This window comes from bacterium (assembly GCA_016703265.1).
GTDB lineage: Bacteria > Krumholzibacteriota > Krumholzibacteriia > LZORAL124-64-63 > LZORAL124-64-63 > CAINDZ01.
Genome location: JADJCK010000001.1, coordinates 99,259 through 117,328, shown reverse-complemented (window position 1 = coordinate 117,328; position 18,070 = coordinate 99,259). Strand labels below are relative to the sequence as shown.

Annotated in this window: 17 protein-coding genes, 2 tRNA genes and 2 pseudogenes; 2 read left to right on the top strand and 19 right to left on the bottom strand. The window is 69.8% G+C overall.

Annotation, left to right across the window (positions count from 1 at the left end; translation table 11 throughout):
* Window positions 1-2 precede the first annotated feature (2 nt).
* The 6 genes from IPG61_00545 to IPG61_00520 all read right to left on the bottom strand — a co-directional run bounded on the left by IPG61_00545 (window position 3) and on the right by IPG61_00520 (window position 5,739).
* Window positions 3-1,487 carry a TolC family protein gene (locus IPG61_00545; protein ID MBK6732590.1) on the bottom strand — a complete coding sequence of 495 codons (1,485 nt, stop codon included), beginning with the start codon at window positions 1,485-1,487 and terminating at the stop codon, window positions 3-5.
* A 20-nt stretch (window positions 1,488-1,507) separates the two neighbouring features.
* Window positions 1,508-2,149, bottom strand: coding sequence for a TetR family transcriptional regulator (locus tag IPG61_00540; protein MBK6732589.1), 642 nt, complete (start codon window positions 2,147-2,149; stop codon window positions 1,508-1,510).
* 138 nt (window positions 2,150-2,287) lie between these two features.
* Complete coding sequence (locus IPG61_00535) at window positions 2,288-3,178, bottom strand: DMT family transporter (protein MBK6732588.1); 891 nt, start codon at window positions 3,176-3,178, stop codon at window positions 2,288-2,290.
* Window positions 3,178-4,731, bottom strand: a complete 1,554-nt coding sequence (locus IPG61_00530) for a PAS domain-containing protein (GenBank protein MBK6732587.1) — start codon at window positions 4,729-4,731, stop codon at window positions 3,178-3,180. The genes IPG61_00535 and IPG61_00530 overlap by 1 nt, the downstream gene beginning before the upstream one ends.
* Before the next feature lie 88 nt (window positions 4,732-4,819).
* On the bottom strand, window positions 4,820-5,569 hold the full coding sequence (locus IPG61_00525; protein MBK6732586.1) for a VTT domain-containing protein: 750 nt from the start codon (window positions 5,567-5,569) through the stop codon (window positions 4,820-4,822).
* A gap of 94 nt (window positions 5,570-5,663) precedes the next feature.
* A tRNA-Ala gene (locus IPG61_00520) sits at window positions 5,664-5,739 on the bottom strand.
* Between the two features lie 143 nt (window positions 5,740-5,882).
* Here IPG61_00520 and IPG61_00515 point away from each other — a divergent pair.
* Window positions 5,883-5,969 (top strand) — tRNA-Leu (locus tag IPG61_00515).
* 141 nt (window positions 5,970-6,110) lie between these two features.
* Here IPG61_00515 and pruA read toward each other — a convergent pair.
* Window positions 6,111-7,746: pseudogene (gene pruA / locus IPG61_00510) on the bottom strand (L-glutamate gamma-semialdehyde dehydrogenase).
* Window positions 7,747-7,975: 229 nt separating this feature from the next.
* On the opposite strand from pruA, the gene fbp reads away from it, so the two are divergent.
* Complete coding sequence (gene fbp, locus IPG61_00505) at window positions 7,976-9,010, top strand: class 1 fructose-bisphosphatase (protein ID MBK6732585.1); 1,035 nt, start codon at window positions 7,976-7,978, stop codon at window positions 9,008-9,010.
* A gap of 82 nt (window positions 9,011-9,092) precedes the next feature.
* On the opposite strand, the gene IPG61_00500 is transcribed toward fbp, so the two are convergent.
* From IPG61_00500 to bshC (IPG61_00445), 12 genes and pseudogenes are all read right to left on the bottom strand, one after another.
* Window positions 9,093-9,422 (bottom strand): cupin domain-containing protein, encoded by a 330-nt coding sequence (locus IPG61_00500; GenBank protein ID MBK6732584.1) that lies wholly within the window; start codon window positions 9,420-9,422, stop codon window positions 9,093-9,095.
* Window positions 9,423-9,457: 35 nt separating this feature from the next.
* Window positions 9,458-10,228 carry a tetratricopeptide repeat protein gene (locus IPG61_00495; GenBank protein ID MBK6732583.1) on the bottom strand — a complete coding sequence of 257 codons (771 nt, stop codon included), beginning with the start codon at window positions 10,226-10,228 and terminating at the stop codon, window positions 9,458-9,460.
* 18 nt (window positions 10,229-10,246) lie between these two features.
* A complete protein-coding gene (locus tag IPG61_00490; protein MBK6732582.1) occupies window positions 10,247-10,780 on the bottom strand; it encodes an OmpA family protein in 534 nt (177 codons plus the stop codon).
* 32 nt (window positions 10,781-10,812) lie between these two features.
* A complete protein-coding gene (locus tag IPG61_00485) occupies window positions 10,813-12,111 on the bottom strand; it encodes a PD40 domain-containing protein (protein ID MBK6732581.1) in 1,299 nt (432 codons plus the stop codon).
* On the bottom strand, window positions 12,108-12,809 hold the full coding sequence (locus IPG61_00480) for a TonB family protein (GenBank protein MBK6732580.1): 702 nt from the start codon (window positions 12,807-12,809) through the stop codon (window positions 12,108-12,110). Before IPG61_00480 ends, IPG61_00485 begins: the two co-directional genes overlap by 4 nt.
* Before the next feature lies 1 nt (window position 12,810).
* The gene (locus IPG61_00475) at window positions 12,811-13,236 is read right to left on the bottom strand and encodes a biopolymer transporter ExbD (protein MBK6732579.1); all 426 of its coding nucleotides are present in this window, start codon (window positions 13,234-13,236) and stop codon (window positions 12,811-12,813) included.
* Complete coding sequence (locus IPG61_00470) at window positions 13,236-13,973, bottom strand: MotA/TolQ/ExbB proton channel family protein (GenBank protein ID MBK6732578.1); 738 nt, start codon at window positions 13,971-13,973, stop codon at window positions 13,236-13,238. The genes IPG61_00475 and IPG61_00470 overlap by 1 nt, the downstream gene beginning before the upstream one ends.
* 196 nt (window positions 13,974-14,169) lie before the next feature.
* Entirely contained in the window at window positions 14,170-14,547 is a 378-nt protein-coding gene (locus tag IPG61_00465) for a hypothetical protein (GenBank protein ID MBK6732577.1), read from the bottom strand.
* A 68-nt stretch (window positions 14,548-14,615) separates the two neighbouring features.
* On the bottom strand, window positions 14,616-15,773 hold the full coding sequence (gene bshA / locus IPG61_00460; GenBank protein ID MBK6732576.1) for an N-acetyl-alpha-D-glucosaminyl L-malate synthase BshA: 1,158 nt from the start codon (window positions 15,771-15,773) through the stop codon (window positions 14,616-14,618).
* 5 nt (window positions 15,774-15,778) lie between these two features.
* The gene (gene bshB1 / locus IPG61_00455; protein ID MBK6732575.1) at window positions 15,779-16,546 is read right to left on the bottom strand and encodes a bacillithiol biosynthesis deacetylase BshB1; all 768 of its coding nucleotides are present in this window, start codon (window positions 16,544-16,546) and stop codon (window positions 15,779-15,781) included.
* A gap of 51 nt (window positions 16,547-16,597) precedes the next feature.
* A complete protein-coding gene (bshC, locus tag IPG61_00450) occupies window positions 16,598-17,617 on the bottom strand; it encodes a bacillithiol biosynthesis BshC (GenBank protein ID MBK6732574.1) in 1,020 nt (339 codons plus the stop codon).
* 124 nt (window positions 17,618-17,741) lie between these two features.
* Window positions 17,742-18,005 (bottom strand): annotated as a pseudogene (gene bshC, locus IPG61_00445) (bacillithiol biosynthesis BshC).
* Window positions 18,006-18,070 lie beyond the last annotated feature (65 nt).

The following is an 18,070-nucleotide window of genomic DNA, read 5'->3' as shown; positions in this document are numbered from 1 at the left end:
GGCTACTCCTTGACCAGCAGGTCGGGGATATCGGCGAGGCGCTCGGCCGGGCTGCGGCCGATGGCGCGCTTCAGCGAGGCGGTCAATGCGAGCACCTCGTAGCGGGCGTCGATGACGGCGGCCTGCGCATCGCTGCGGTTGGCTTCGGCCACCAGCACGTCGACATAGCTGGCCTTGCCCAGCTGCAACTGCAGGACACTCTGCTCGCGGGCCTCGCCCGCGCGCTCCAGGTTCACCGTGACGGCCGCCAGTGTCTGCCGGGCGCTGTCGAGCCGCGCGAGAACGTCGAGCACCTCGACCTCGACGCCGCGCCGCTGCGACGAAAGCTCGGCCTCGCTGCGGCGGATGCGGCCATCGGCCTCGCGCACCAGTCCGCGGGTGAGCAGGCCGTCGAAAACCGGCACGTTCAGGGCCACCGCGGCGCGCCAGGTGTCGTGCCCGTCGTCGAACAGGGTGTCGGTGGTACGGCCGACGTACCCGTACGAACCGAAGATGGTCAGGTAAGGCAGGTTGTCGGCCTTCGTGGCCTGCTTTCCGCGCCGCTGGATGTCCACCATCATGCCGTTCGCCGCCAGGTCGGGCCGACCGCGTGCCAGGGCCAGCGCGGCCTCCACGTTGATGTCGCCGCCCTCCAGTTCGGATTGCGGCAGCACCTTGAGCGGCGCGCCCGCCTCGCGGCCGAGCAGGGCGTTCAGGCGCGCCCCGGCGGTGCGCAGGTTCGCCTGGGCGCGCGTGAGGTCGGGAATCGTGTTGGCCCGCCCGACGGCCGCCTGCAGCGTGTCGAGCTGCGTGGCCAGGCCCAGCGAATAGCGCAGGCGCACCACCGAGAGGATCTCGTCCTGGTTCGCCAGGTGCGCCTGCATGGCGTCGATGCGGTCGGCCGCCGAGACCACCTGCTGGTAGGCCGCGACTACCTGCTCTCCGACCTGCTGTTCCACCGCGAGCACCGCGAGTTCCTGGCGGTCGAGCCCGAGACGCGCCGCGCCGACCGCGCCCAGCACCTTCACCGGGTTCAGCGTCCAGTTGAGGTTCAGGTTGGCGCGCCAGTACGACTGCGCCGCGATCTCCTGCGGCGGCGGGATCAGCGAACCGAAGCCGGACAACCAGTCGTTGAACCAGGGATCGGCGCCCGGCACGGAACCGAAACCGCCGCCGCCGCCGAAGGTCGAATCGAGCGCGAAACTCGGGTCGCGGCTGCGCGACCAGTCGCCCACCAGGTCGAGCGTGGGCAGGCCTGTCGCCAGCGCCTGCTTCATCTGTCCGTCCAGTTCGCGCCGCCCCCAACGCTCGGCCACGACCAGGTCGTTGGCCTGCAAGGCGGCCTGCAGGCACGCGTCGAGGTCCATTACCGAACCTTCGCCGGGAACAGCGACAACCACGCCGTCGGGCGATGGCTGGGCCGCCGCCCGGGTCTCCATGGCAAGCAGCACAGCCAGTAACACCGCCAGCGGCGCCGCGGCACGGCACCCGCGCATGCGATCACGCATCACTCGCCTCTTTCGGAAGTTCAGGTCCCGGTCTGTCGTTCGGTCGCACCACGCGGCACTCGCACAGCTTGGCCAGCAGTGCGATCTCGGCTTCGGAACGCGGCGGCCGGTTGAAGGCGTCGGTCACCATGGCCCTGCCGGCTTCGCTCAGCAGCATCAGCACCTCGTCCCACGATTCCTCGTCGGTGTGGCCGGCCATCACGTGCAGGGCCAGTCCCTGCGTGAAGATCGCCATCTTCCGCAGCAGGATCAGGCGCTCGGCCGGATCCAATGCCGCCAGCGATTCCACGGCCGACATGCGCCCGAGCAGCACCTGCAGCAGGTGGTGCCCTGCTTCCGCTTCGCCGGTGCCCGGGCATGAAGACCGCGGCGTACAGTTCCGGATGACTGCGCGCGAACGCGAGCACGCCGATGCCCATGTCGAGGAACGGCTCGCCGCTGCGGCAGACCTCGGTTTCCGCCACGACCAGATCGGCGATCGCCAGCTTCACCGCCTGCGCCAGCTCTTCCATGTTCGCGAAGTTGCTGTAGACCGGGGCGGTCGAGGCGCCCAGGCGATCAGCGACCCGCCGGGCGCTCAACTGGGCAAAGCCCTCAGCGCGCACGACCGACACGGCGGCCGCCACGACGTCTTCGCGGTGGTAAAGGTTGCGGCGTACCACGGAAACGGCCCCATCCTCGCGGGTTCCGGCGACGCCAGGGCGCCTCCAGCCAAAAAGTACGGCCGTTATATAACAACTGTTATCTGGGCTCGCAAGGGGAAATGCGGATCGCTTGTGGAATCAGAAAAGAGCCGCGACCTACCGGGAAGCCGCCCATGGGCGCAGCACGAGCACCACCCCGGCCAGGGCCAGGGCCGCGGCCAGCGCTGTCCGGCGCGTGAACTTCTCGCCCAGCAGCAGCGAAGCCAGCACCAGGGTGTAGATGGTGCTCGTCTGGTTGAGCACGGCCGCCTTGCCCACGGCCGTGTACTTCATGCCGGCGATCCACAGCATCAGTGCCACATAGGAGCCGAGGATCGTGCCGGGGATGGCGTACTTCCAGCCGGCCCCCGGCCGCAGCGCGCGCAGGCGTGCCCGACGCCCGGGCAGGAACAGCGCCGCCGGCGCCAGGACGGCCAGCGCGCCGAGCTGCCGCATCGACGTCGCCCACACCACGTCGGCGTCGGCCAGCACGGGCTTGGCCATCACCACGCCGGCCGCCAGCGCCACCATCGAGGCCACGCCGAGCAGCACGCCGCTGACCAGCGTGCGGCGCGACGTGCCGGCCGGCGGCGCCATGCGCGTGGCCACGACAACCGATGAGATCACCAGCAGCATGCCGGCGACCTGCCAGCCGTCGAGCCTCTCGCCGAGGAAGGCAAAGGCCCCGAGCGCCGTGAGCGGGGAATAGAGTGTGTCCACCACGGCGTTGATGCCGGCGCCGACGCGGTTCAGAGCGGCGTGGAAGAGCGTATCGCTCAACGCGATGGCGATGATCCCGCTGCCGATCAGCAGCAGGTAGTCGCCGAGCGGCGCCCGGTGCCACAGCCCCTGGCCGCCGGCCAGCAGCGTGACCATGAAGAGCGCCGAGGAGATGCCGACGCGAAACAGGTTCAACGCCAGCGGCGGCATCGTTTCGCCCGAACGGCGGAAGAAGACGACCGCGAACGCCCAGACCAGGGCGCAGCTCAACGCGAAGACTTCTCCCATCAGGCCTCCGCTTCGGGCGCGTCGGGCCCGGGAACGCCACCGGCCAACGGGACGCTCAACTCGACGCGGCAGCCGGAGCCCGGCCGGCTGTAGAGGCGGAACCGGCCGCCCACCGAACGCAACCGCTCGCGGATGCTGAACAGGCCGAAGCCGAGGCCGGAATCGCGGGCACCAGGGTTCGAGCCCTCGCTGTCGGCGAGCCCACGGCCGTTGTCGACCACCGAAACGCGCAGGGCATCGGCGTCGTGCTCGAGCGCGATGCGGACCTCGGTCGCTGTCGCGTGCTTGGCGACGTTGGCCAGCAGTTCGCGCACGCTCTGGTAGGCCAGGGCGCGCGTGTCCTCGCTCAGGTCGAGCGGGTCGGCCACCGCCCCGCTGGCATCGACCGTGCAGTTGATGCCCATGCGCTCGGACCACTGGCGCGCCAGCCAGGAAAGCGCCGCCTCCAGGCCCACCTCGTAGAGCACCGGCGGGTAGAGCTCGAACGACAGGCTCCGCGCTTCCCGCATCGAGTCGTCGAGGATCCCGAGCGCCTCGTCGACGATCTTCGCCTGGTCGGGCAGCTTTTCCGGATAGCGCAGGAGCGTCACCTTGGCCCGGGCCGCGAACAGCTGCTGCGCGAGGCCGTCGTGGATGGCCACCGCCAGTTGCCGCCGCTCGCGCTCCTCGACCACGGCCAGCTGGGCGCTGAGGGCCCGCAGGCGATCCTGGTAGTCGAGCAGCCTGCGCTCGGCGTCCTTCTGCTCGGTGATGTCACGCACCACGGAAAACACGAGTCTGCGATCGGGATACGGGAACGACGACCAGGACAGCCACCGGTAGGTGCCGTCACGGCAGCGGAAGCGGGTGCCGAGGTCAGCCACCACGCGGTCCTCGGCCAGGGCGCGGTAGGCGGCAGCCGTCAGGTCCTGGTCCTCGGGGTGGATGAACTCGCCGACGGCTCGGCTCATCAGTTCATCGCGCGACCAACCCAGGACGCGCACCCAGGCCGGGTTCACCTGGTGCAGGAACCCGTCGAACCCGCCCACGGCCAGCAGGTCGAGCGAGACGTTGAACAGGCGGTCGCGCTCCTCTTCGGCCGCGACCCGCGCCGTGACGTCGGCCCACGTGCCGCTGACGCGCGTCGCGACCCCGCGCTCGTCGCGCTCGATCGCCGCGCGCACCGCCAGCCAGGCATGCCCGCCGCCACGCACGATGAACTTGAACTCGAGGGTGAACTCGGTCGCATCGCCTGCCAGGAGGCTGCGCAGGCGCGCGGCGATGGCTTCGCGATCGTCGGCGGCGACATGGCGGCTGAGATCGGCCATCGCCGTCCCGAACTCTTCGCGGGTATACCCCGTGAGGGCCAGGACGCTGGCCGGGACCTGCATGCGGTCGGCCAGGACATCCCATTGCCAGAGCTCATGGCGAAGCACGGCGGGGATGTTCGGCACGGCCTCGCGCCGCGAAACCTGTTGCCGGGCACGGACCAGCCAGGCTCCCGCCAGCCCGGCTGCGGCTGCGATCGGGAACAGGATCCACGGGCTGGAGAAGTTGGCAGGCATCGCCGGCACGTCAGCCTTCCTCCGGCGCGTTGCCGGCTCAGCCCGCGATTGTCGCGAGGCCGCCTACCCGAACGACCGAAACGGCAGGGAACGGCAATCAGTCCCGGCCGTCGCTGCCCTGTCGTCGGCCCGCGACTCCGGTTGCCAGGCCCGGCGCGCCAGCCGGGCGAGCGCGTAACCCAGCCCCAGCAGGCCCAGCCCGCCGACGATGAGGAGCGCCAGCTTCAGGGAGCCCGGTGCGTCGCTTCCCCGGGCCCCGCGCGCCGCAGCCGCCCCCAGCCACACGTAGGCCCAGAGCCTCCGGCAGAGCGCCCGCCAGGCCCGCTGCGTAGGTGCGTAGCGGCGCTCCGCCCGCGGCAAGAGTGTAGCTTGTCAATGCGTAGTTCAAGGGTGAAAGGCGGGCCACCAGGTGCAGCCCGAGCCCGCCCGCCGCCGCTTCCCGCTCCAGCCGCGCCAGGCGCGGCTGGGCCGCCGTCAGGCGCGCCACGCGAGGGCGAAGCCAGCGCCGCCCGAGGCCGAACATCAGCAGCCCGGAGACCAGCAGGCCGCCCGTGGCCCCAGCGGCGCCGCCGACGGTTCCGAAGAGGAAACCCGACGTCAGTCCCAGGCCCGCGGCCGGGAAGCCGCAGGGCACAGCCAGGAGCCACAGGGCCACATAGATTGCCGGCCTCCAGGGGCCGAGAGCGGCCAGCCGCGCCGGCCAATCCGGCCAGCGGGAGTTGGCCAGGTGGGCTGCCGCCGCCAGCGCCGTCAACACCAGCACGGGCCCGAGCAGCTCCCGCCACACGGCGCGCGCCGGCCGTGGCGTCACGGACGGTCCGTCGGATCTCTCGTCAACGGGATTCACCTTGACCACCCCGCCCCGGGTTCCGTCCCCGGGACAAAAAAAAGACCCGGCCTGGCGCCGGATCCCGCTGCTTGCCTTCGGATGCTGGTGCAGGTGGTGGAGCCAAGGGGGATCGAACCCCTGACCTCTTGCATGCCATGCAAGCGCTCTCCCAGCTGAGCTATGGCCCCACCTGATGCGACCGGGCGCAAATATAGCATCGGCCCGGTGTGTGTCAAACATTTCGGCCGCCTTGACTTCGCGGCCTCCGGCGGGTTAAATCCCCCGGTCGCCGGTGGTCGCCCCTGGGCGCGGCCCGGCCCTCCCCTTCGGTGCCGGAGTGGTGGAACTGGCAGACGCGCTGGACTCAAAATCCAGTGTCCTTCGGGACGTGTGGGTTCGAGCCCCACCTCCGGCACCACCCTGCTCCGCCTCGCTGGACTTCCGCGAATCCGTTCCGGGCGCCCCGTCACCGGTTCCACCGCCGCCAAAACAACGAGGGACGGCAGGATTGCCGCCCCTCGCCTTGTTCGCCCTTCGGGCAGCCGCGTCTGCGGGGCGGCTACCTTTCGGACATGTAGGGATACGGATAGGCACGCGGCGGGTCAAACGTCTCCTTGACCGACCGCGGACTCACCCAGCGGATCAGGTTCAGGTAACTGCCCGCCTTGTCGTTCGTGCCCGAGGCGCGGCTGCCGCCGAACGGCTGCTGCCCCACCACGGCCCCGGTGGGCTTGTCGTTGATGTAGAAGTTCCCGGCGGCGCCCTGCAAGGCATCCTTCATCTGGATGATCGCGGCGCGGTCCTGCGCGAAGATCGCGCCGGTCAGCGCGTACGTGGCCGAGCGGTCGCAGATCGTGAGCATCTTCAGGAGGTCCTTGTCGGCGTAGACGTGCAGCGTCAGCACCGGCCCGAAGATCTCCTCGACCATCGTCTCGTACAGCGGATCGAGCGCTTCGATCACGGTGGGCTCGATGAAGAACCCCGTCGTGGCATCGCAGCCGCCGCCGGCCAGGATGCGCGCCTTGCCCTTCGCTTCCTTCGCCCTGTCGATGAAGCCCTTGATGTCGTTGAAGGCGCCCTTGTCGATGACCGCGCCCATGAAGGTGCGGAAATCGCTCACGTCGCCCATGCGCAGGGAAGCGATGTCGGCCAGCAGCCGCTCCTTCACCTGCGGCCAGATGCTCTCGGGAATGTAGGCGCGGCTCGCCGCGCTGCACTTCTGGCCCTGGTACTCGAAGGCGCCGCGGACCATCGCCGTGGCGAGCGCTTCGACGTCGGCGCTCGGGTGCGCGAAGATGAAGTCCTTGCCGCCCGTCTCGCCCACCAGCCGCGGGTAGCAGCCGTATTTGGCGATGTTGCCGCCGATCGTGCGCCACATGTCGTGGAAGACGCTGGTCGAGCCGGTGAAGTGAACGCCGCCCAGTTCGGGCGCCGCCATCACGGGGTTGCCGACCTGGCCGCCGCTGCCGGGCACGAAGTTGATCACGCCGTCGGGCAGCCCTGCTTCGCGCAGGATGTTCATGATCACCCAGCCGCTCAGCACCGAACTCGATGCGGGCTTCCACACCACCGTGTTGCCCATCAATGCCGGCGCCGTCGGCAGGTTGCCGGCGATGCTCGTGAAATTGAACGGCGTCACCGCGAAGACGAAGCCGTCGAGCGGCCGCTGCTCGAGGGTGTTCCAGGTGCCCGGGCGAACTGCGCGGCTGTTCACGCATGATCTGCTCGGCGAAATGCGGGTTGTAGCGCCAGAAGTCGATCAACTCGGCCGCCGAGTCGATCTCGGCCTGGAATGCCGTCTTGCTCTGGCCGAGCATCGTCGCGGCGTTAAGGAGCATCCGCTTGCGCCCGGCCAGCAGGTCGGCGGCCTTCAGCAGGATGGCGGCGCGCTGCTGGAACGGCATGGCCGCCCAGCCCGGGCGGGCCTTCTCGGCCGCCTGGATCGCGGCCTTAACTTCCTTCTCCTCGGCCTTGTGGTAGCTGCCGAGCTTGTGCGCGTGATCGTGCGGCATCACGCAGTCGGCCAGCCGCCCGGTGCGCTCTTCCTGTCCGCCGATGAACAGCGGGATCTCCACCTGCTCGGAGGCCATGGCCTGGAGCGCTGCCTTCAACTCGGCCTTCTCGGGCGAGCCTGGCAGGTAGCCGAGCACGGGTTCGTTGCGGGGCTCGGGGATCGTGAACATGACGTCGGACATAGTGTCGCCTCCGGAAGGACGGGGCCTGGCGGGTGCCCGTTGAGAGTTGCCTCGACGATGGCAAACGGCCCGGTTCCGCGCAAGAAGATGGTTGTTGTTTGCTGGCAAGGTGTTACAATGGATGTCACATATTCGGCGTTCCGTGTCCGGACCCGGAATCGCCCCGCACCAGGCCCTGGCCGGCCCGCCGTTCCGGCGCCCTTCAGGACCGCCCCACCAGGAAGGGATCATGACCCAATCCCCCCGTATCCTCCAGACCATCGAGGCGCACATCCTCGAGTTGCAGAAACTGCATCCCGCAGCCAGCGGCGACTTCACCGGGCTCCTGAACGACATCACGTTCGCCGCCAAGATCGTCAGCCGCGAGGTGACCAAGGCCGGGCTGGTCGACATCCTCGGCGCCACCGGCGAGTCGAACGTGCAGGGCGAGACCGTCCAGAAGCTGGATGACTACGCCAACGCCGTCCTCCTGAAATGCCTGGGAACGCGCGGCCAGGTCTGCATCATGGGCAGCGAGGAGATGGCCGACCCCGTGTTCAACGAGGTCGGTCCCGGGTCGCACAATTACGTGGTCATCTTCGACCCGCTCGACGGCAGCTCGAACATCGATGCCAACGTCTCGGTGGGCACCATCTTCGGCATCTGGAAGCGCCGCTCGTTCCTCAACAAGGTGGGACCGGCCGACCTGCTCCAGCCCGGTCGGCAACTGGTGGCCTCCGGTTACGTCATCTACGGTTCGAGCACCATGTTCGTCTACACGGCCGGGCACGGCGTGCACGGCTTCACGCTCGACCCGAGCATCGGCGAGTTCCTTCTCAGCCACGAGCACATCACCACCCCGTTCGAGGGCGGCATCTACTCCGTGAACGAGGGCAACGAGCCGAAGTGGTCGCCCGAGGTGCGCGAGACGGTTCGCCAGTTGAAATACGGGCGCGATGCCGCCAACAACGGCGGCCACAAGGTGCCCGGCAAGACCTCGCGCTACATCGGGTCGCTCGTCGCCGACTTCCACCGCAACCTGCTCTACGGCGGCGTCTTCCTCTACCCGCCCACGCTCGACAAGCCGGGCGGCAAGCTGCGCCTCATGTGCGAAGCGGCGCCGCTGGCCCTCGTGGCCGAGAACGCCGGCGGCTACGCCAGCGACGGGCACGGCCCGGTCCTCGACATCGTGCCCGACGAACTGCACATGCGGGTGCCGCTGTACATCGGCAGTCGCGGCGACGTGATGTGGATCGAGAAGATGATCGGCGGCGGCCAGAGCTGAGCACTGCCGGACGCGATGCGACATGAAGAAGGGCGGCCGCGGGGCCGCCCTTCCTGCTTCCCTGGCACATCCCGGCCTGGAGCTAGACCTGCGGGTCCATCTGCTTCTGCAGTCCCTTGGTCTCGACCACCAGGCCCAGCGCGTTGTTCCGGCACCGGGGACGGTGCTTCACGCCCGCGGGCACCAGCAGGGCCTCGCCCTGCCGCACCTCGACCTCGCGCCCTTCCATCTCCACCACCAGCGAGCCCTCGAGGATGTAGACGAACTCATCCTTGTCGTGGGCATGGGTGATGTAGTCGCCGCTGTAGCGCACGATGAAGGCGTGGTAGCGACCGTCGATGTCGGTCAGTTCCACGGGGCGGAAGACCTGCGACAGGCCACGCGCCATCTTGAGCACCGAGAACTTGGGCACCGTGATCTCTCCCCGGGCCGCCCGCGCGGCCAGCATCAGTCCTTGCCGGTTTCTTCCTTGAGCAGCGCCGCCTCGTCCGAGGCCGGGAACTTCGCCAGGAGGTCCCCACCCATCTTCCTGGCGTCCTGCTTGCGGCCCAGTGCCAGGTAGCTGGCCCGGGCCTTGTACATGGCCGCCGGGACCCACGAGCTCTCCGGGTGCTCCTTCAGGAGCGCCTCGAAGCGCTTGACCGCGCCGGCGTGGTCACCGTCGGCGTAGTCCAGGTCGCCCAGCCGGTACAGCGCGTCGTCCGCCGATTCCGAACTGCCGAACCGCTGCAGGAACTCCTCGTAGCCCTGGCGGGCCAGGTCGTTGTTCCCCCGGGTGCGGTCCTGCTCGGCCGCGGCGAAGATCGAGCGGCCCTCCTCGGGCATCGCGTCGGCCGCGCCCCCGGCCTGGGGCGGCTTGTACTCGCCCAGCGTGGGGATCCCCTGCCGGGTGGCCAGCAGGTCCACGCGGGCGGACAACTCGCGCATGTACTGGGCGTTATCGTCCAGCTTCTGCATGAGTTGATCCAAACGTGCGGAAACCTGCGACAATTTCGCCAGGCGCATGGCCGAGGTCTCGTCGCCCGCGTCCTTCTCGATCCGCATGAGCTGGTTGAGAGCCTGCATCTCCTGGAGGAGACGCTTGTTCTCGGCCTGCATCCGCGCGACCTGGTCGCGGTTGTCCTGAACCGCGACCTCGATCCGGTTCAACTGCGGGGCGCACCCGGCGAACAACGTCACCAGGGTGAGCCCCGCCACGACCAGCATTTGCCTGCGCATCCTGCGACGCCTTTCCAATTACGGGCGCTCGAAGTGGGCGCGGCGATTCTGGGCCCAGTCGTTCTCGCCATGGCCGTTCGAGAACGGGCGGCTCTCGCCGTAGCTGGTGACCCGCAGGTTGCCCGCGGGCACGCCCAGGCTCACGAGGTAGTCGCGGGCCGACTTCGCGCGCTTCTCGCCCAGGGCCAGGTTGTACTCGATCGTGCCGCGCTCGTCGCAGTGACCAGCCACGACCAGCGTGACGCCGGCTTCCTTGAGGATGCGCGCGTTCTTCGTCAGCACGCCCATCGACACGTCACTGAGGTCATACTGGTCGTAACCGTAGAAGACGTCCTCGATGCCGTACTTCGACGGGTCAAGATTCGCGTAGTCGGGACCCTTCGGGGCCTCGGGCTCGGCCTTCGGCGGCGCCTGCACGACTTCGACGGGGGCCTGCTCCACCGGGACTTCCGTCACCACGGGCGGCTTCTTGCTGCAACCGCCGAGCGCGACGAGCGCAAGCGCACACAGGACCAGGACGAGCGAGAAGCGTTTCAGCGAACTGTTCTTCATCTTGACCACTCCTTGGTGTTGCCCGGCTGGTTCTAGCGTGACCAGGCCGGGGTGATATCGGGATCATTCCCGAAAGTCAGCTGGCGGAACGAGTTCTCCACCACATCGTACACATACAGTTTCGAGGCGCCCGTCCTGTCCGAGGTGAAGACCAGGTGGCGGCCGTCCGGCGCCCAGCTGGGGTCCTCGCAATTGCGCCACGACGTGTCAGTGACCACCCGGCGGTCTTCGCCGCCCGGGCGCATCACGATGATCTGCGTGATGACATCCTCGCGGGTGGCGTAAGCCAGCCATTCGCCGTTGGGCGACAGGGCAGCCGAGTCGTTGTACTTGCCCTCGAAGGTCACCCGGCGTTTCCCGGCGCCTTCGCGGTCGATCATATATAACTGCGGGGTACCGCTGCTGTCACTGGTAAAAACGAGTTCGCGGCCATTCGGGGCCCAGTTCGGGCTGATTTCGATGGCGGGAGACACTGTCAGTCGTTTGACGATCTTGCCGTCCGGGGTGATCCGGTAGATCTCCGGATCCCCACCGCGCGACAGGGAGATCAACAGTTCCTTGCCGTCGGGACTCCAGTCGGCGCCGAGGTTCAGGCCCTCCATGGCGATGACCTGCCTGACCGCGCCCGTGGCCGTCTCCAGGCTGTAGAGCCCCTGCTGGCCGCCGCGGTAGCTGGTGAAGGCGATCCGGGCCCCGTCCGGCGACCAGTCCGGGCACAGGTTGAGCGTCCGGTTGGCCGTCAGGCGGAGCAGCCCCTCGCCGTCGTAGTCCACCACGTAGATGTCGCGGCGGTCGCCGCGGCCGCGCGAGAACGCCACGCGGGTCAGGGCGATGCCCTCGCTGCCCACGGTCGTCCGCACCACCTCGTTCGCGAAGTGGTGCGCCGTCGTGCGGACCTGGTCCTCGCCCGGGCGGTAGCGCTTGGTCAGCACCAGCTGGCGGTCGGGCCAGGTGAGCAGGTTCAGGTTCACGGTCACCGGCCATTCGCCCGCAGCGGCGCCTTCCACCGTGGCCTCGATGGTCCAGCTGAAAGGCAGTTCCGCCGGCTTGAACCCGGTCCCGCCCACGTTGAACAGGCCGCTCAGGAGCAGGTCGTTGGCCACCACCTCGCGCAGCTTGGCGGCAGTCTCCTGCACGTTCCGGCCGGCCGAGAGCGCCCGGAAGTCGCCGATGCGCACGTCGGTCTTCAGGACCGCCTGCTGCGTGTGGTCGATGGTCACTTCCGTGCGCCCGCCCTGCGCGCCGGCCAGCAGCGGCCAGGCCAGGAAGCAGAGCGCGGCGAGAACGGCGGCGGCGGACGGGGCCGCCGCGAATCGGGACAATCTCGTCATTGGGTTCCGGGCTCCAGGTTGAAGTCGAAGGTGACGCCCAGGTCGCTGCCGCGGTACTGCGGCGGCAGGGGCGGCAGGCGCGTGGTCTGCACCGCGCGCAGCGCCTCGCGATCGTAGACGCCGAGACCGCTGTTACGCACGAGCCGCGCCTGCGACACGACCCCGGCGCGGTTGATGACGAAGTGCACGCTGCAGGAGACCACGGCCTTCTGGCCGAACCCCAGCTGCCGCGGCTTCCAGTTGGCCACCACCTTGCTCTCGACCGCCTGCAGGTACCAGGCGAACGGGAAGTCGGTGTCGGTACCGCTGACGGCCGGCCCGGTCAGGCCGGTGGCCGCGCCGGTCGTGGTGCCTTTGACGCCGGCCTCCGGCTTGGGCGGCCCCGTGGCGGTCGAGGGCGGCGTCACGACCGGCTTCGGCTTCTCCTTCGCCTTCTCTTTCGGCTTCTCGCGCGGCACTTCCTTGGGTGGCCGGACCACGTCGGGCTTGATCGGTTCCGCCTCCGGCTCCGGCAGGGCCTTCACCTCGGGCGCCGGCGGCGCCGATTGTGCCGGTTGCACTGGAGCGTCGACCAGCCTCACGGCGATCACGCTGGGGATGTGGGCTGCCTGCGTCGTCACGCGATCGCCCCACAGCAGCATCGCGGTGAACGCGATGGCGTGCAGCACGACCGAGGCCGGCACCGCGCGCGTCATCATGTCAGGGCTTCCGCGCCGGGGTGGCCACCGGCTGGTCGGCCACCAGGCTCAGGTTGACGAATCCCTCGCGCTCGACGGCCGCCATCAGCTTCAGGACGAAGCCGTACGGCACTTCCTCGTCGCAGCGCAGGTACACCGGCACCTTGTCCTTCTGGTCCGACCACGGCGCCAGCAGCGAGGCGAGTTCATCCATCGCCACGGCCTGCTCCTGGAAGAACACCTGCCGCGTAGCCGTCACCGAGATGACGGGACCTTCCTTCACGATGACCTCGCGGGTCTCCGTCTCCGGGAGGTTCACCTCTACGCCGCCCTGGATGTACGGCGCCGTGAGCATGAAGATGATCAGCATGCACATGGTCACGTCGACCAGCGACGTGATGTTGATCGTGGCCATGGCCGAATAGCCGCGACGGCGGGTAGGCGCCATCAGATGGTCTCCCGCTCGTGCCGCTCGGGGCGGCGCGCCGCGTCACGCGACGTTGCGCCCTCGCCGGTCGCAGCCTCCTCGAGGATCGTCCGCAGGCGGTCCAACTCGTTGGCCACCAGATCGATCTTGCGCACCAGCATGTTGTAGAAGATGACCGCCGGAATGGCCGCGCCCAGTCCGGCCACGGTCGTGATGAGCGCTTCGGCGATGCCCGGCGCCACCACGGTGAGATTGGCGCTGTGCATCGAGGCCATGCCCCAGAAGCTGGCCATGATCCCCCACACCGTGCCCAGCAGGCCCAGGAAGGGCGCCACCGTGACGGTGGTCGACAGCAGGATCACGTAGCGCTCGAGGTGCTCGACCTCGAGGTAGATCACGCGTTCGCTCGCCCGCCGCACGGCCGCCTGGTCGCGGGCACCGCCGGCCTCGGTCATCAGGCTGCACAGGGGCAGGTCACTGTGCGCCTTGCACCAGGCGTCGAGGTCACGCCGGCTCACCTCGTCCGCCAGCCAGCGCTCGCAGTGTTCCCAGAAAACGAGGTGGCCACGGCGCAGCTTGGCGTAGGTGCGGGCCTTGTCGATGAACACGGCCCACGACAGCACCGACATCACCAGCAGCACGAACAGGATGAACTTGCCGAAGAATGTCGAGGTGTTGATGAGCGCGATGATGTCGCCCGCCGTCAGGGCGCCCAGGAACGGCACCGGCGTCAATGCCGCGGCAAAGGTGAGGGCCATGGGCTCTCCTTGGCGGAGGATGGTGGTCGCCAGCGGGGTCCCGGTCTCGCTCCGTCCGGACCGGATCCGGCCGGGCCCTCCTGGCCCGGCGCCGCCTGCGGCCGGCGGCCATCCGTCGTGGGGTGGGCCGCTGCGCGACCCGAATATCGGTCAACCCGGAAAATGGTCTCCGGTTCCCGCGGGCGCCAGCCGGCCCTCAGGCCTGCCCCCGCATCACCTTCAGGGAGAAGGCGTCGTCGAAGTCGAACTTGTCGATGAAGTCGCTCAAGGAGTCGCGTTCCCGCTTCTTCAGGAGGCCGGCTTCCACAAGGTGGAACACTACCCGTCCGAAATCGATCGTCGCGCGAACGCCCCAGGCGCGGAAGACCTCGGGAGCCATCACGCCAAAGCGCTCCCGGCCCAGTTCGCGCACGGCCGCCAGGAGATCCTCTCCGGTGACGTCCGGCCGCTCCGGGTGCTCGGCGGCAGCGCTCTCGAGGGCCTCGAGCACGAAGAAATACGCGTCCTGACGGAACACCCCGCGGCGCCCGGCCAGGTCGTGGATCGTCTGCAGCAGTTCCAGGGTCTCGCTCACGCCTCACGTCCTTGGGCGCGCCCGTCCGGCAGCGCCGTGCGGTCATTGTAGGTGCGTCCGCCGATCTGTCAACTATCGCGGCGAAAGCTCACGCGCAGGCCGCCCGGCGCCAGGAGCCGGTCATAGAGATCAAGGTACTTCTTCACCACGCACGGGGCCCCGAAGTCGCCGGCCGCGTCGCGCCGCGCCTCCTCGGCCAGGTGCTGTCGCAGGGACTCGTCGCCCAGCACCAGCAGGGCGGCGGCGACCATGCCCTCCATGTCGTCGGGATCGCGGAGGTAGCCGTTGACGCCGTCGTGAATGAACTCCCCCGCCCCGCCCCGGCTGGTGGCCAGCGGCACGACGCCGCAGGCCATGGCCTCCAGTGCGACCAGCCCGAACGACTCGTGCAATGACGGCAGCAGGAGCAGGTCACAGGCGGGAAGCAGGTCCTCGAGCCCGGTCACCGCTCCCAGGAACGTGACGCGGTCCAGCAGTCCGCGGCCCGCCAGGTCCTCGCGCACCGAAGGCATCTCGGGCCCGTCGCCGATCAGCAGCAGGCGCGAAGGCACGACGGCCGCCACGCGTGCGAACACCTCCACCACGGCGCGGGGGTTCTTGACCTTGCGGAAGTTGGAGGCATGCACGAGCAGCTTCTCGTCGGGCGCCGCGAACCGGGCGCGCACGGCTTCGTCGCGCTGCGGCGTGTAGAGCCGGGCATCGACGAAGTTGGGGATCACCTCGATGTCGCGGCCACCGCCGAACACGCGCACGGTCTCGTCGCGCAGGAAGCCGGAAACGGCGGTCACCGCATCGCTCTGCTCGATCAGGAATTTCGTGATCGGGTAGTAGGACGGCTCCTGGCCCACCAGCGTGATGTCGGTGCCGTGCAGCGTCGTGACCAGCTTGATGCGATCGGCGCCCAGCATCTGGCGCGCCAGGTAGGCTCCCGCTGCGTGGGGAATCGCGTAGTGCACGTGCAGGATGTCCAGCCCGCAGCGCAACGCGACGTCATGCATCGTCGAGGCCAGGCTCAGCGTGTACGGCGGGTGCTGGAACACCGGGTACTGCGGGATCTCGACCGGGTGGTAGAAGATGTTCTGGTGGTACGACTCGAGCCGGAACGGCAGGTGCGTGGCGATGAAGTGCACCTCGCAGCCCATGCGGGCCAGGTGCAGCCCCAACTCGGTGGCCACGACGCCGCTTCCGCCCTGGGTGGGATAGCAGGTGATGCCGATGGCGGGCATCTTCATCAGCGCCACGGCTCCGCGGGCAGGTCCGCCAGCACCGGCACCTGCCGGGTGGTCAGGGCCTCGGCCAGGGCGACGCCGCCCTGCCGCCCCCAGCGGCGGGCGCGATCCTCGATCCGCTGCAGGAAGGCGGGATCGTTGATCACCGTGGCGCGGCGGCCGTCGTCACGGCGCAGCTGGCTGCGGTAGCAGGCCAGGGCTTCCAGCTTCCGCTCCCAGTGCGCGCTGATGTCGAACAGCAGCGACGGGTGCTCATCCTCGGGCGTCACCTGCGCCACCGTCAGCGTTTCCCAGCGATCGACGGCCTCCGGCAGCGCCGGGGCGCCGTGCAGCCGGTGGGCGGGCAGGGCGGGCTGCCAGGCGGGAAGGCGTGCCAGGAAGACGGCGCGCTCAACCAGGCCGGGAGTGGCCTGGTGGTCGGGATGGCGGCGCGGTTCGGGCGCGGTCACCAGCCAGGCAGGGCGCAGGCGGCGGATCACCGCCACGACCGCCGCGGCCTGGGCCGGGTCCTCCCCATGGACGAACCCGTCGGGCAGCGTCAACTGCACACGCCCGGTAAGCCCCAGCACATCGGCTGCCGCCACCGCCTCGGACCAGCGCTCCTCCGGCCCGGCGTTCGTGCCGAGCTCCCCGCGGGTCAGTTCCAGCGCCCAGACGCGGTGCCCGCGGGCGCACAGCGCGGCCAGCAGACCGCCGACGCCGATCTCGGCATCGTCCGGATGCGGCGACACGACCAGCAGGTCACAGCCCGGGTCTTTCTCGTTGATCATCGCTTCCTCGTTCGGGAGTGCGCGGATGTGTCCTCCGCATCTGTCCGGAGATCACTTGACATGGTACTCGCGCCAGTCCCCGCCGGCACCGGCAAGCAGGTGGGCCCGCGCCGCGCCGACCAGCGCCTCGACCAGCTCATCCCCGTACAGGGCCGCCGTCGCACAGGCGGCCAGCCGCCGCTCCTGGCGCTGCCCGTCGGGAAGAACCCACGGCGGCAGGCCGGACAGCTCCTGCTGCCACTGCCGGGCGCCCTCGGCCTTCAGCATGGCGGCCACGCCCCGGCGCCAGCGCCGCGCCCGCCCCGCGGCCAGGGCCGCTGCGCGCACGGCGGGCAGTCCCAGGTCGTGTTCGAGGACCCGGGCCACGCCGGCGGCGGCGTCGCCGGCCAACTGCGCGGACCGCGTCTCGGCATCGGCGCGGTCGAACCAGGGCCCGGCAGCCAGTGACTCCAGCCGTCCGGCAGGCAAGCCCGCCGGCAGGACCCAGCCGAACAGGCGCGGCACCAGCGGCGCGCGCGGCACGCCCAGTCCGGCGTAGAGCGGCAGCAGCTGCGCCAGGTAGGCGGCCTCGCCGGGACCCACGACCACGGCCGCCGGTTGCAGCAGCCAGTCCTGCACGAGGCTGCGCAGCAGCACGCCGGGGCGCAGCGACGCCGCATCCGGCAACGGCGATCCGTCGGGCACGAAGACGCGTCGCCCGTCGACGGCGGCGAACAGGTCCCGCCCCAGGGAACGTTCCGAGATCGGCGCGGTGCCGGCCATGCGCTCGCCCTCGCGGCGGGCCAGTTCCCGGCAGTGCGGGCGACGCGCAGCGACCGTCGCGTAGAAGGGCCCGGCTGCGGCCTGCAGCGCCGGATCGTTGCCGCGGACAACCAGCAGCGGATGTCCGGCAAAGAGGCGGCGCAACGCCGCCACGTTCAGGCGCGACCAGTCCCAATCCTCCGCCAGCGCCTGCTCCCAGAGCAAAGCCAGGTCGGCAGCCAGCGCGCCCGGCCGGCCCCCGGCCGCAAGAGACCGCAGCACGGCCGCACCGGGGCCGCACCAGCGCCGCGCAGGCAACAGTCCGATCATCGCGCGCTCGAAGCGGCCGCTGCGCGCCGCCGGCGCGACCGTCCGCGCGCACCAGCAGATTGTTCGGCGCGTCCCAGGCCAGGGGATCGAGCGCCTCCACGAGGTCGTCGTCGTCGTCGCCGCACCAGAACACGGGCACGCAGGGCCGGCCGGCCGCGGTCCTCTCGGCAGCGAGTGCCACGGTGGCGGCGATCTTCAGCAGTGTCAGCAACGGGCCGCCCAGGAATCCCGGTTGCTGGCCCGTCACGACAACATCGATGTTGCCGGCAACCAGTCCCGCTGCCGTGGCCGCGTCGAGGCCTTCGCAGGGCACCGGTCCGCTGCCGGGAGCGAACAGCGGCGCGGCCCCACCCGATGGCGCGCCGGCGCCGGCAAGCGCCTCCCGCACCGCGCGTGCGGCGGCGCCATCGGGGGCGAGCCAGGCGCCGAAGCCGGGATCGACGCCTCGCAGTC